This window comes from Okeania sp., assembly GCF_983059655.1.
In genome coordinates this window covers 1-13640 of sequence record NZ_CEZPJD010000132.1, presented here as the reverse complement: position 1 = coordinate 13640, position 13640 = coordinate 1, and the positions used below count along the sequence as shown (strand labels likewise).

At 34.7% G+C, this 13640-nt stretch carries 12 protein-coding genes; 5 read left to right on the top strand and 7 right to left on the bottom strand.

Annotated elements, in window-relative coordinates; all coding sequences use genetic code 11:
* The first annotated feature begins 624 nt into the window (after positions 1-624).
* Together AC3DU7_RS10160 and AC3DU7_RS10155 are read left to right on the top strand one after the other, a co-directional pair.
* Positions 625-1713 (top strand): hypothetical protein, encoded by a 1089-nt coding sequence (locus AC3DU7_RS10160; RefSeq protein ID WP_488039233.1) that lies wholly within the window; start codon positions 625-627, stop codon positions 1711-1713.
* Between the two features lie 214 nt (positions 1714-1927).
* Positions 1928-2314 carry a hypothetical protein gene (locus AC3DU7_RS10155; protein ID WP_488039232.1) on the top strand — a complete coding sequence of 129 codons (387 nt, stop codon included), beginning with the start codon at positions 1928-1930 and terminating at the stop codon, positions 2312-2314.
* A gap of 260 nt (positions 2315-2574) precedes the next feature.
* On the opposite strand, the gene AC3DU7_RS10150 is transcribed toward AC3DU7_RS10155, so the two are convergent.
* The 3 genes from AC3DU7_RS10150 to rbfA form a co-directional block, all read right to left on the bottom strand.
* A complete protein-coding gene (locus tag AC3DU7_RS10150) occupies positions 2575-2799 on the bottom strand; it encodes a DUF4327 family protein (RefSeq protein ID WP_124147504.1) in 225 nt (74 codons plus the stop codon).
* A gap of 350 nt (positions 2800-3149) precedes the next feature.
* The gene (locus AC3DU7_RS10145) at positions 3150-4739 is read right to left on the bottom strand and encodes a glycoside hydrolase family 3 N-terminal domain-containing protein (protein ID WP_488039231.1); all 1590 of its coding nucleotides are present in this window, start codon (positions 4737-4739) and stop codon (positions 3150-3152) included.
* A gap of 387 nt (positions 4740-5126) precedes the next feature.
* Positions 5127-5558, bottom strand: a complete 432-nt coding sequence (gene rbfA, locus AC3DU7_RS10140) for a 30S ribosome-binding factor RbfA (RefSeq protein WP_488039230.1) — start codon at positions 5556-5558, stop codon at positions 5127-5129.
* A gap of 462 nt (positions 5559-6020) precedes the next feature.
* Here rbfA and sipA point away from each other — a divergent pair, with 462 nt between their 5' ends.
* Complete coding sequence (gene sipA / locus AC3DU7_RS10135) at positions 6021-6317, top strand: regulatory protein SipA (RefSeq protein WP_488039229.1); 297 nt, start codon at positions 6021-6023, stop codon at positions 6315-6317.
* A 2-nt stretch (positions 6318-6319) separates the two neighbouring features.
* Here sipA and AC3DU7_RS10130 read toward each other — a convergent pair whose 3' ends face one another.
* Positions 6320-6859, bottom strand: coding sequence for an alpha/beta hydrolase (locus AC3DU7_RS10130; protein ID WP_488039228.1), 540 nt, complete (start codon positions 6857-6859; stop codon positions 6320-6322).
* 1543 nt (positions 6860-8402) lie between these two features.
* Here AC3DU7_RS10130 and AC3DU7_RS10125 point away from each other — a divergent pair.
* The gene (locus AC3DU7_RS10125; RefSeq protein WP_488039227.1) at positions 8403-9224 is read left to right on the top strand and encodes a S1 family peptidase; all 822 of its coding nucleotides are present in this window, start codon (positions 8403-8405) and stop codon (positions 9222-9224) included.
* Between the two features lie 16 nt (positions 9225-9240).
* On the opposite strand, the gene AC3DU7_RS10120 is transcribed toward AC3DU7_RS10125, so the two are convergent.
* Positions 9241-9585 (bottom strand): hypothetical protein, encoded by a 345-nt coding sequence (locus tag AC3DU7_RS10120; RefSeq protein ID WP_488039226.1) that lies wholly within the window; start codon positions 9583-9585, stop codon positions 9241-9243.
* Positions 9586-10091: 506 nt separating this feature from the next.
* Positions 10092-10670, bottom strand: a complete 579-nt coding sequence (locus AC3DU7_RS10115; RefSeq protein WP_488039225.1) for a COP23 domain-containing protein — start codon at positions 10668-10670, stop codon at positions 10092-10094.
* 593 nt (positions 10671-11263) lie between these two features.
* Here AC3DU7_RS10115 and AC3DU7_RS10110 point away from each other — a divergent pair.
* Positions 11264-12496 (top strand): RNA-guided endonuclease InsQ/TnpB family protein, encoded by a 1233-nt coding sequence (locus AC3DU7_RS10110; RefSeq protein ID WP_488039224.1) that lies wholly within the window; start codon positions 11264-11266, stop codon positions 12494-12496.
* Positions 12497-12764: 268 nt separating this feature from the next.
* Here the strand turns inward: AC3DU7_RS10110 and AC3DU7_RS10105 are convergent, their stop codons facing one another.
* Entirely contained in the window at positions 12765-13511 is a 747-nt protein-coding gene (locus AC3DU7_RS10105) for a creatininase family protein (protein ID WP_488039223.1), read from the bottom strand.
* Positions 13512-13640: the final 129 nt, after the last annotated feature.

Below are 13640 nucleotides of genomic sequence, written 5' to 3'. Positions count from 1 at the left end.
AGGCTAAAACCAATATCAGTAAAGACATTTAGGTTTAATCAGCAAGCCCTAAATAATATTATGTCCCCAGCAAAACGACCGCTCGCGACGCAGCCAAGGGGACGCTTTGGACCTCATTTTTCGGTAAATTAGTAGAAATTTGGTCTTGAGATGAGAAGATACATTTTTTCATCTTTGGTGTTCAAATTACAGCTTTATTCTTGTCTTACAGAACTTTTTAGGATAGTGAGGTACAGTTTAAAAATTAATCTTTTTTTCCCTACTGACTATTCCCTAAAGTCCTAAATTTTTTTTACCTCATTAACTCCAAAACTGCTGTAATTTTAAGATTAACGATCGCATTAATTCAGATAGGCAAAGAATGGAATTAATAATAAATAACAATGTGCATTGTGAGTATCAACTTTCAAAATTTGATAGGAAGATGGGAGTTTGGCCATATTATGGTGTAATAAATTGGTATAGCGCTACAAGTTTAGGTTAGGACATTCCTAAATCTACCAAACCCACTAACAGCTTACTGTTGCCTGTTGCCTGTTGCCTGTTGCCTAGCGCGTAGCGCTATATCAGCATCGAGTAGATTCTCAGAGATTAAAAATAGCAATTCAATAAATAGTAGATAGTGTGCCTATTTTGGGAGGGAGATTGGTAAAGCATTTTTTTTCTCCATTAAAAGTTGTATGTAACCCACAGAAATCTGGTATAGGTTTTGCCTATATCGATCTAGGCGAACAGGAAATAAGTATTGATAATTTATTAGATGCCAAAACTTATGTAAAAAATGAATTCAACATTCCCAAAAATTCTTCAGATGCTATTAATAAAGATACTCCATTAGTATATGTAGTTTTGAATCATAATCAAAATTACTGTGGCATAACTCTGCTGATAAATCATCTCATAGCAGATGGTGGAACATATTTTAAATTATTAGAATATCTTTCTCAAGCTTATGAAGACCCAGAATATGTTCCTAAATCTGAACCATTATTTACAATAGATTTTAATCAAATAGATGATTTCATTGCTACAAGTTTTAAAAAGTTACCATGGAAAGATAAGCTTTTAAGTTCAACATCTTTTATTGTTTTTATATTAAACAGTATTTTTAAAAATAAACATAATTGGAGTTATCTTGAATGTATCTTAACAAAAGAAAAGTTAGACTTAATTAAAAGGAAAAATAAAAATTTGTCTAATGAAGAAAGTGCATATAGCACAAACGACGCTTTATTTGAGTTTTTATCAGTTGTTCCGATTAAAAGATTTATTTTTCCTTGTAACTTAAGATCTAGAAATGTTGGTATACCAGAAAATTATCTGGGAAATGCTGAAGCCTTAGTTTTAGATTTAACTAAACCAGAAAATAATTATATGCTAAAGCATACTGATGTGAGAAAATCAGTCAATCAACTTTCACGAATATACAGTTATGTACCTACTTTTAATGGCAAGTACATGGCTCATAATTCATGGGTAAAATTACAAAACTATTTGCCTGGTTTCGGTGGTAAATTAATTCTGCAAAGACTGTTTGAATTTGATGATATACCAAAAGATGTATTATCATTTGCCTGTAAATCTTCACTAATATACAGATTGACAGAAAATAAATATTTATTGATCTATATCAATTTAAAAAATGTTGTTTCTCAAGTTGAAAAGAAGTTAATAGATTTTGGTGTAGAAGAGATTATTATTAAAACATCGTAATTCAGTAGATAATAATCACAAATTGAATCTGCCTCAAAAATCAATTAGCTTTTAAGTTGCCAGTTATTCAGATTAAAAAAATCTTGATTTAGCTAAAAACATTCTCAAATGACTTTGTCACTTGCTTCTAATCCGCGTTATATTACCAGTACAGTCTATTTCTCGCCTGTAATAAGAGAGAAATTGGCATTTGATATTGACTTAACTTACACTTATGAATCCCGATAATCTCACCCAAGCAATACAAAAAGGATTTCGTATCACTCTAGGTGCAACTTCCTTTTTTATAGAAACTGTGCAAGACTCTACTAAACGAGATGAAAATTTGAATAAATTAAGTACTGATTTTAACCAACTAACTGAAGAATGGGCTGATAGAGGAGAGATGACTGAACAAGAAGCCAGGAACTTTGTTGATACAATTTTGAATCAACAAAATAGTCAGGCTGATACTGATAGTACAACCGTTTCTTCGAGTCCTACTTCTGCTTCTAGTTTTGTGTCATTAGATGTACAACAAGATTTGCTAGAGCTAACTCAAGAAATTGCCAATCTACGAACTGATTTACAGAAACTTCAGGAGTCAGACCCTCAAAGCTGATAATACATCACAATATATAGTCCTGGATAAGTCTTAGACATTTATCCAGCTATTAAAAAGTCTTTATAAAATAGGATAAATCACCGAAAAATTATGGTTTAAAGCTTCCCCTTTTAGGGGGATAATAAAGAAAAATTTTCCTTTGAGTCAATCCTATCCATTTCAAAGGAGAGGTAATTATTAATTATTAATTATTAATTATTAATTGTTGAAAACACCTAACCCAGCTAATAATCTAATTTAGCTGAGTTAGTTTTTTTTTAGTCGTTTTCCCATTTTTCGTTGCCTATTAGGTCAGCAATTCGGTCTCTAAGTAGAAAGTTACATTTTTCTAGCTCACCCTCTACACAAGCCCATTCTCTGACAGGAATATATTGGCAGAGAGTATAAATAGGTTGCTGACGTCCAAGAACTCCTTTTTGTACAAGTTCTTTTGCTTCATCTCTGATTATGTCTAAAGAATATTGAACTGTGGTGTAAGTCATGGTCACCCTTTTTGCCTAGTTTGAGTAATTTTCGGCGCTATTAATAATATAGAACAAAAATCCTGATTATGAATGTTAAATTTTTCAGTATACAGAGTTACAATTTGTTATCGGATTTTGATAAGAATTCTAAAAGTCATAGAACCAAAACATTTGCTAATAGTATTAGTCTAAGTTGGAACTCTACACTCTGAGATGCTATCTACAAAGTCACTAATTAACTATTTCTCTAGTTTCCTGACCTGAAAAAATCATATCCCTATTATCACTTTTATTTTTTTTGTCAAGGATTATGGGAGTTTTATTAGATTTTAGAGAAAAAGTTATAAATTTGTAAATCTTTAAATATCTTAAACTTTTAAATTTTTAAAGAAAAGCTGTAAAGCGATCGCTTGGGCTTCCGGCATTTGTCCATAACAAAAAATGTAAGGTATATCTAATAACATTTCACAAGAAAACTGTTTCAATGTATACTGACTACCGTATATGATGAGACCCTTTAATTCACTATTTATTAATAATTTTTTAATTAAATCCTGAGATGCTCGTGTTAAACTAGCTATTTGACTAAATGCACTGCCTCTAATAAATAGCTGTAGTAAAGTCGAATGGTTGGGAGTAAGAGCTTCTGGGAGTTCTGAGTTACTGTCAATAATTTGTAGCTGGTAACCAAATTGTTTGGGGATAGTAACCGCTGGAGTATGATTACCTAAAAAAGTACAGTTGAGTATATCCCCTACAAAAACTAAATTGCGTAAATGCTTGACACTTGGTTTTGGTGGGAGATAACTTCCTCCGACTTGCAAAGAATCACACAAAATCTTACTTACAGTTTCTTGTGCTTGTGGTTGTTCCAGCTTGTCAACTAAATGGTATGTAGAGGCTGAGAAATCATCTGACCCTTTCTCATTTCCTGGTTGCCAAGTAGGATAAACTTTAGTCTTAACTTGCTCAATTCTTTGCAAAGATTCATCAATCCGTGCTTCAGAAATACGACCTTGACTCACTGCATTACAAACAGCATTAATAGTAACCTCTGGATCTAGAGGCATCAGTAAAATATCTGCACCAGCTTCTACAGCCAAAACCGAAGCCTCTGCCAAACCATAACGATTAGCTATTGCTCCCATAACCAAAGCATCGGTCACCACTAATCCATTAAAACCCAACTTTTGGCGCAACTGACCTGTGATAATTTTATGTGATAGAGTTGCAGGTAATTCCGAATCCCAAGCAGGAATCAACAAATGGGCACTCATTACAGAATCCACTCCAGCAGCGATCGCCTCTACAAAGGGAGGCAATTCAATTTCTGTCAGTCTACTTTCTGAATGAGGTAAAACAGGCAATTCAAAATGAGAATCAACGGTAGTATCCCCATGACCAGGAAAATGTTTAGCAGTAGTCAAAACTGGATATTTTTGGGTGCCTCGAATAAAAGCGGTTGCCAGTTGACCAACTAATTCAGTCGTTTCTCCGAAAGCACGAATATTAATCACTGGGTTACCAGGATTATTATTCACGTCCACCACTGGAGCTAAAACCCAATTTAAACCAATTGCCATAGCTTCTTGAGCTGTAATATCCCCCATAATTTCAGCATACTCTATAGCTTTTTCGAGGTTTGTTTGAGCAATAGCAGCGATCGCCATTGGTGGAGGAAACCAAGTTGCCCCAGCAAACCTTTGACCTACTCCTTCCTCAATATCAGCAGCCAAAAGTAGGGGAATTTTTGCCCAAGACTGAAGCTGTTGGATACGAGTTGCCAAGTCTATAGCACTCCCATCTACAAAAATTACTCCTCCAACGCCTAAGTCTTGCAGCCAATATTTGAGTTTATGGGTAGGGGGTTCCCAGTCTGGATAACGAATTTGATTGTCAAATAGGTTGCCGGAAGCCCTAACTACAACCATCTGAGCGACTTTTTCTGCTAAATTCATAGTTTAGTGATGAAGATTTGAGAAATGGTTCATTGATTGATAATGAATAATGGATAATTACCTCGGGTTTTAACCGTTACGGAATTGAATATCAGGAAATCTGATTTCTTCTCTTGCTTCGATAGTCGGACAGCAAAGGTTTCCTCTCCATCCCACCCTACTAGCGTGTCTAGGCTAAAATTGTGGGTAAAATTAACTCTCCGAATCCCCCCCAACCCCCCTTTCCAAGGGGGGAGAGGTCTATATTTTCGCTCCCCACATTTTCAAGCTTGACGCGCCACTACAGGAAGCTACGCTAACGACCGCTTTTTTCTCCTTGCTCATGAGAGGATTTTTACCTAGATTCGATTAATTATTAATTATCCATTATCAATTATCCATTGGTACTTAATCTATTCCATCTGAAGTTAGTTTTTCTATGTTCTGAGAATCTGATGCTGTAGGATTTTCAGTTTCCTGTTGTTGACGTTCTTCAGAAAGCTGGTTTAAAAGTGATATAATTTGAGTCCCACGTTCTAGAGAGCGGTCTTCGACAAAGATAACTTCTGGAGTCCGACGCAGACGTATTCTATGACCCAATTCGCTGCGAACATAGCCAGTAGCAGATTTTAGACCTTCCATAGTCTGGAATCTTACTTCATCAGAACCATAGATACTGACAAATATTTTAGCGTGTTGTAAATCTCCAGAAACATCTACATCTGTAATGCTAACCATACCAATTCCTACACGGTCATCTTTGATACCATGGAGCAACATCTGGCTGACTTCCCGCTTGATTAATGAAGCAACTCGGGAAATGCGGCGATCTGTAGCCATGACAATTACCCCCTACGATTTAATACTGAACATATCTATTCTAATACTTCTTTTGACAACTCTCCGTTCTTCTTGGGCGGGAATCCTACCTTCACTGAAAAACACTTTACTCTAGTAGAATATTATGGGAGCTAAACAGATGGAGGGTGGGGAGTGTGGGGAATACAAGTTCTGGTCTGACCCTACGCTGTATTAATCAAAACTTATCCTTGTCAGGATGGGGTTATATAAAATCCGGTTGTATGATATATGTATAATATATGATTATAATATAGTTATTTAAATCTACCCTATTTCCCTACTCTTCTACTACCATCTCCCCATATATCCCAACAACTCTAATAAGTATTCAACTAAGTATTCAACCGAATTTGATATAATTCATCAGCTCTTTAATATCTTGATTGTTCAAATTTTCACTTGAAGCTTATCTGCAAACTACTATATTTTGGGTTATTAGCAATGGAGAAAGAATTTTTTATTGGTCAAAAAGTAAGGTTAACTATTAAACCACCATACATTAAGACTGCTGAATCAATGCCTATATTACGTCCCCCTGATGTTGTACGTTTGGGAGAAGTAGGAACTATTTTGAGTCACAAACCGGGAAATTATTGGGCTGTTCGTTTTGAGAAAGGAGCGTTTCTCATAGATAGTCAATATATAGAGGCTGAGACAGTTGATGCTGAAACTACTCAGCCACATCATAATATTGAAGAAGATACTGCTAAAATCAGTCCACCTTCAGATCAATTGTAGATTTATCTGAGAAGTTCTTCAAGGTTACCAATAGTTCCTTTAACTTTGTCTACAATTTCATTAATTTTACCTACATCTATGTGCATTTCTTCGGTAGGATATTTTTCTAGAACTTCCAAGACTGATATTCGATTGTCATCTGCTGCTGCTAGAATTATGGCAGAACGTAAGGCTTTGTCGCTTTCGTAATTGTGTCTTGTCTGAATTACTTCTGCAATACCTTTGGTTACATTTTGGCCGAGGTTACTATAAAGCACTTTGGCTAAGTTATTAACATTAGCTCCGACTTCTAATGTCATTAAACCACGAACTGTATTGGGACTGATTTTCGATATTCCGAGAGCTTGGGAAATTGTTTTGGTAGTTTTGCCTGTTTCTGCAAATACTCGCAGATCCTTGACTTTTATTGATGCGGTGATTGGGCCAAATAGCTCTATTACTATTTTTTCTGTGGCGATCGCGCTTTGACCGGAGAGCATAACTCCAGCGATCGCTCCTAAGATCATTAATGGACTACGAGATAACATACTTGGTAATTGCATATTTAGTTTTCAATTATAGCGCTGCGCGCAGGCAACAGGCAATAGGCAACAGGCAACAGGGGGAATAAAAAGCTTATCATATAAGACTTTTAGCTATTGGACACTTCCTGCAATTTGTAAATATGCCAGCGCACATTGCTATATATTTGAATCTAAGCAATTGAATACACATTTATGGATAATTTGTCAATCTATAGTATTATTTCTAATTCTCATCTTAGCTTTTTGTTTTAATCAAGATGTTTTGATATATTTTATCTTAATAATTATGGATTCGATCGGGCGATAGTTCTCTATTTTCTGGGATTTATTTTGACGATTTTTTACTTGGCAAAAGTCTTGATTTATATTTTGAATAAATTTAAATTTATTTTATAGAACCCCTAAACGGATCTATTAAGCATCTCCTCCACACATAGGGAGTAGATGTTGCATGCAACGTCCGTACAGAGTAGGGGGAAAGAATTGATGAATAACAGTGCAATAAAAGAGCATGATTTTTGATTGTTGGAGATATCTATCTATCTATAGTAATTAAATATCAATATCCTCACTTCTTGGCCTAAAAACCCAACATTAGCTAATATTCCAAATGGCTTCTATAGATGTATTTAATTATAGCGGTTTTCACTCATATTGACTACGAAATTTCTCTCTTATACCTTTAAGCCAAAATCTCTGTATTCTACTAAACATGAAAGCTTCTATAAGCGATCGTTCCTACTTTGCTTTTCCTGAGAATATTTTCTGATAATCACTACATAATAATTATCGTTGATCGTAGTCGCAGGAAAAGTTAGGACAAATCAAAAGCTTAAAACTAAGATAACGTCATTTCAGTTATCAGTTATCAGTTATCAGTTATCAGTACCGACCACTAAAGCTGGAGGCAAGAAAATACGCTCACTGAATATTCTCTTGGTCGATTGGATATGGCGTTTGCTAGCGCACAACTACGTTAACGCATTTGCGATAGCATTCCGCAAGGAAAGCGTCCCGGAGGGAACGGGGACCCGCTCTTGACAGAGCCGCCATCCCACCCAACGGGTGCGCTGCACTTTTTCCTAGGTCATGCTCGGCAAACATGTTGCGTAGCAAAACGACCGCTTTTCATCCTCTTAAAAGGGGAAGCTTTAGATCTTATTTTTTAGTAATATTTTTCCTTCTTCCTTCTGCTATAAAGGCCAAATAAAATCCTGACATAAAAAATTGGCAAATTTTTGTTCTGATAATGTGTTTTTGTTACCGCTATAGTGTAAAATACCGAATCAGTTATTCACAGTAATTTTGGCTTAATAAATCTGAAGCTATGGCTATATTACTAAGTTATTTATGGCTGAGCTGAACTTAGTCAATATATATACCTATTTTTGATTGAAGTAGTTAAGTAAATTACTAAAAATCATTCATGTATTGAAAAAATCAGAAGCGATCTCTAGCACTAACCAATGTGTGAGATAGTCACCACACTTTCAAATTTCTTGAAATAGATTGGGTGGTAGTAGTGGAATTTAAGTATTTTTTTTGAGAAAGTTTTAATAATATGAAAAATCACAAATCAATATTCAACTTAAGTAGTCAAATGTTGGGAGCTTCACTATTTTGTCTCACCACATTTGTACCTGTTGCTTACTCTCAAAACGGTGTAGAAAATTCAGCTTATTATACAAAACCGAGTGAAATAGATTCACAACAACTTCCATCATTAGTATCTAATATTGCCCAGCAAGTTACTGTGAGAATTTTTACAGAAAACAGTGCTGGATCTGGAGTAATTATTAAACGGCAAGGTAATACCTACACTGTTGTTACTAATCATCATGTAATTGATAATAACTCTAATAAACTTTACCCAATTATGAGTGGAGATGGGATAACCCATCAAGCCACCCTAGTTTCATCTCCTCAAATAGGTAATCTGGACGTAGCATTATTGCAGTTTACTAGCGATCGCCCTTATCAAGTTGTAGAAATTGCCAACAGTAATCTACTTTCAGTTGGAGAAACTGTGGTTGCGGCAGGTTTTCCCAATTGGCATCAACCAAATTCCTCAGAAATGAGTAGTACCCGTAGTTGGGGTAGTCGTGCTTTTCAGTTAACTTTAGGAGCTGTAGAAATGCTACCCAGTCGCACCCTCAGCCAAGGATATCAATTAGGTTATACCAATGATATTAAAAGTGGCATGAGTGGTGGACCAATTTTAAACAGTAAAGGTCAGTTAATAGGTATTAACGGACGCTCAAAATATCCCATCGCTGGAATTGGAGCATTTAATTTTGCAGATGGCTCTCAACCATCTGTTGACCAGTTCAAAAAAATGGAATCTCTGAGTTGGGGTATTCCAGCTTATAGAATTATCAATTAACCAGAAGCTTAAGCTCCTAAAAATCTACAGACAAAGAATCCCACTTTTCATCAAACCATTGTTTCTCACTTTTCCATTTAGGATCTCTACTTTTACGCATTTGAAGGTTAATGCTATTCGTGACATCATCTAGTGCATTTCTAGATAATCCATGTCTACCTCTAGTAGTAGATTGTTGAGTTAAACTCATACTTCTATTCTTGGGCGAACTATTAACACTGGTACTCAACAATTGTTCTGAGGAACCTTTAACATTTGTTACTGACTTTTCTTGAGCTTTTGCGGGAGTAGCGCTTAAGCTAACAGCACAAAACATTGTTAATGTTGCAGTAAATAAAGTTTTAGTAGTTGTAACTTTCATTTTTTTCCTCTTGACAATTGATTGAGATACTTTGGGTAAACAAATTAACGCTAATGCGTTATTGTATTATCCCATAATTAACTACATTAACTACTTTTTTAGAGGTAACTTAGATTTAGTAAACTATAATTTTGAGAATGAAATTAGAAATCAATTAATAAAGTAGTTAAAACAGACACAAACTTAGAGAAGACTAAGCCATTTGTGTCTGAGAAAATCCTCTACAGATTTTGATTGGATATTTCCTATTTATTATAGTTTGAGTTGAGAATAAAAACTCATTTTAAACTAGCTTTTTCTCAACATTATCCAATCTAGATAATTCAGCAACTAGATAGTTCAAAAATAAAGAATGAAGAGGGGATTTTTATTTGCTTAGTTATCAAAATAATTGAGTCTAAAGCCCCACCTTTTAAGGCGAAATGTTTTTGGGGGGCTTGAATCACCGTTGCAAAAACAACTTCTGACTTCGTTATCCCCTCAACATCTCTACTAAAACCATTTACTTATTCGTAGATAGGTTCGTCACTAGCAGTACCTTGTCCAAAATCTTTAAATTGAGTGATAATCTCTTCTGATTTATCACGATTTCCTGGCTTTAATGTGAATACTACATTATCGAAGCTAGGCTCTTCCTCTGGAGAAACATAAACTACTTGCTCATAGTTTACAACTCCAATATTGCTGATATCTGCAAAAGTTTCCATTCCCAGGGCATAAGCAAGGTTAGTTAGACGAGTGCTAACAGATTGACAACGACGGTCAGGAGTATATGCACCTTTGGGGTGATCGGAAGAGAGAGTTGCAGTCCACACAATCATTGGCTTAGAGGAAACTTGAATAACTTCTCGTTTCACTAGGGGATATCCACCTAAAAGTCCAGGCTCACTTGTATCCCGTGTTTCACGAACTATTTGAGGAACAGTAGCATATTGATTTTCTTCAGCGTTCATTGAAACACAAGTAAATACTACTTTGTCAGTAGTTTCTAATTGTTCTGCTTTGGCTTCTGATTGAGGTATGAAACCCCAGAGACCAACGGTTGCTAAGATACCTACTAGAGAAACTTTTAATTGGTTGTTCACAATCTTGACCCCTGAAACTTAATATCTGCATTTGGGAGAGAAGTTATTTGTTTCTTCTCCATACTTTTACAGTAGAGGAATTACTTATTCTTGTCAGTAAGAATAAAGTAATCTTTCAAAACATACTTTTTAGGTAAGAAGTGATAAAAAAGTAATATTATTAGTTTTTTGTCTATTATTTTACTGATTTTATGTATCGGTTTTGCTAGATATAATTTATTAGTTTATGAATTATATACTAACTCAAATTTCAGTTTTTACAACCCTCAATATCTAAATTGAAATAGTAATTTAAACTAGGTAAAGGTTTGAAGTAGAAAATTATATAGATTAAATGTATTTTAATTTAAGAGAACAGGGAATAGGGTAAAGATGATGAATCTCTTTGTGAAAAGGACTTGGCATAATACCATAAGTTGAAAAAAAAATATTACGGATAATTTTAGTGATTTCTAGACATTATGGGGTAAAGACAGAAAGCGAAAACTTATCTAAAGTTCATCAAATTTACTCATAACTATAGCTATCAAACTAAAATGAGTAAGTTTGTTCAGTCGTCTATCCATTGAGTCACTATCAGCTACAATTAAGATATGAAGCTAGTTGAACGTCATGTTATTACGAAATCACATTATTTGTGGTCAGAAATAGACCACAAGGCTTTTTTGTCGAAAAATTTATTCAATTTAGCCAACTATTATTATCGTCAATATTTCTTTGAAAACAAAAAGAAACTAAGCTTTAATCAACTGTATCACAAGGTATCTAAAAGCGACGATTATCAAGCTTTACCTACAAAAGTAAGTAAGCAAATAATCAGGAGAATAGATTCAGCTTGGAGTAGTTATTTTGCAGCCTTAAGAGAGTGGAAAAAACAGCCAAATAAATTTTTAGGGAAACCAAAAATTCCCAAATATAAACATAAAACAAAAGGCAGAAATATTCTACCCTATCCAGATGAATCAATATACAAAAAAACCTTAAAAAAAGGAATTTGTCACCTGTCAATGAGTGAAATAAAAATCCCCACTTCACAGACAGAAATAATAGAAACCAGAATTATCCCCAAAAGTAGCTGTTACATAATAGAAATAGTCTATGAGAAACAGGAGGAAATAACAAATAATCAACAAGTAGCAGGAATAGATTTAGGAGTAAATAACTTAATAGCTGTAACGACAAATCAAACAGGAATATCACCTATTTTGATTAAAGGCAGACCATTAAAAGCAATTAACACCTTTTATAATAAACAGCGCTCTTGTTTACAATCTCAATTAAATAGCCACAATCAAACTAATTCTCATCGGTTAAAAAAATTAACTCACAAAAGAAATTGTCGAGTAGAAAACTATCTCCATACAGCAAGTAAAAGAGTAATAGATTGGTGTGTCAACCATGAAATAGGAATCTTAATTATTGGGCAGAATCAAAATTGGAAACAAGAAATAAAATTAGGGAAAAAGAACAATCAACAATTTGTGAATATCCCTCACTATAGGTTAATAGAGATGTTAACGTATAAAGCCCAACTAAGAGGAATAAAAGTAATAATTACCGAAGAATCCTATACATCTCAATCGAGCTGTTTAGATGGGGATGATTTACCAAAATATGGAGAACAAAAACCTATTTTTAGTGGGAAAAGAGTAACAAGAGGGTTGTATAAAACTAGGGAAAATAAATTATTAAATGCAGATGTAAATGGGTCATTTAATATAATAAAAAAAGTAATTCCTGATGTCTTTGACCAAGGAATAAAGGGTTTGCCGTTTAACCCTGTGGTGGTCGATCCACTACGAATAACTAAGGTTTCAGGCTTTTGAGTAAGTTTGAGTAAGTTTAGTTGAGCGGTAAAGTCTATATCAGGGTTATTTCATTCTAGATTTTGGCAATGAATTTATTGATTTTCAGACAGCGAAAGATACATTTCCTAAAGCTTTTGAAATAAGGTGATTTCGTCTATGGCGGGCAAGATGCTCGCACTACGAGGACTTCATCGTTAATATATGAAGTACATATACCTGCAACCTGCTGTCAATGCTGAAAAACTGTTCTTCCTTCTTCCCTCTTACTTCTTCCTTCTTCCTTCTTCTAATCACTATTTACAAACTGCAAGTAAGAATTACTCAGTTCCTTTACTGCCAACTCATATAACTGCTTACCATGTTCAGGCGTAGCTAATGCAGGGTTTGAACCCATCCTACCATCAGGATATCGGTAACGAAAATTAGCAGCACCATATATTGGATAACCACTAGCTACATCTTCTGAAAGTGGTGCTACTTTAATTGCTTCTGGGTAAACATACTGAGTTAAAGCTACTTCACTAGGTGTAGCGTGAGAACCTTCCTCATTACCATATAATTCCTTAGCTAATTTATAAACTGAGCTACACATAAACCAATTTCCTACCTTACACTTCACTAACTCTCCATTAGCAATATTTAGATCGGCCAAATGAGCATAAGTTTCTGAGAAGGCAGCCTTCAGAGTTGCAATATTACCTCCGTGGCCATTGATAAAGAAAAATTTGGTAAACCCAGACCTAGTCAAACAAACTATATAGTCACGAATTACTTGAATCATCGTACTAGGCCGCAGACTGATTGTACCTGGGAAACCAGTATGATGTAATGCCATACCTACATTAATCGTCGGTCCGACTAATGCTCCTACTGTTTCTCCCACACCTTTAGATATAACTTCTGCACAGATAGCATCTGTACCAATCAATCCTGTTGGCCCATGTTGCTCCGTAGAACCTATTGGCAGAATAATACCTTGAGATTGACTCAGATAAGTTTCAACTTCAGACCAGGTACTTAATTGTAGTAGCATATGTTAATTATTTATACTTTTTATCTTAAATATAAGTAGGAGAATTAATCAAACTTTAAATAGAAATTAATTTCTTAAATATAACCTAAATTTCTCAATCTTGAAATTTCAATGGTTAAAAACTGTTCC

Coding starts and splice junctions, on each gene's coding strand:
- AC3DU7_RS10120 (WP_488039226.1), bottom strand. CDS start 9,585: ATGAAAGTTACAACTACTAAAACTTTATTTACTGCAACATTAACAATG.
- AC3DU7_RS10155 (WP_488039232.1), top strand. CDS start 1,928: ATGAATCCCGATAATCTCACCCAAGCAATACAAAAAGGATTTCGTATC.
- sipA (WP_488039229.1), top strand. CDS start 6,021: ATGGAGAAAGAATTTTTTATTGGTCAAAAAGTAAGGTTAACTATTAAA.
- AC3DU7_RS10145 (WP_488039231.1), bottom strand. CDS start 4,739: ATGAATTTAGCAGAAAAAGTCGCTCAGATGGTTGTAGTTAGGGCTTCC.
- AC3DU7_RS10110 (WP_488039224.1), top strand. CDS start 11,264: ATGAAGCTAGTTGAACGTCATGTTATTACGAAATCACATTATTTGTGG.
- AC3DU7_RS10125 (WP_488039227.1), top strand. CDS start 8,403: ATGAAAAATCACAAATCAATATTCAACTTAAGTAGTCAAATGTTGGGA.
- AC3DU7_RS10130 (WP_488039228.1), bottom strand. CDS start 6,859: ATGCAATTACCAAGTATGTTATCTCGTAGTCCATTAATGATCTTAGGA.
- AC3DU7_RS10105 (WP_488039223.1), bottom strand. CDS start 13,511: ATGCTACTACAATTAAGTACCTGGTCTGAAGTTGAAACTTATCTGAGT.
- rbfA (WP_488039230.1), bottom strand. CDS start 5,558: ATGGCTACAGATCGCCGCATTTCCCGAGTTGCTTCATTAATCAAGCGG.
- AC3DU7_RS10150 (WP_124147504.1), bottom strand. CDS start 2,799: ATGACTTACACCACAGTTCAATATTCTTTAGACATAATCAGAGATGAA.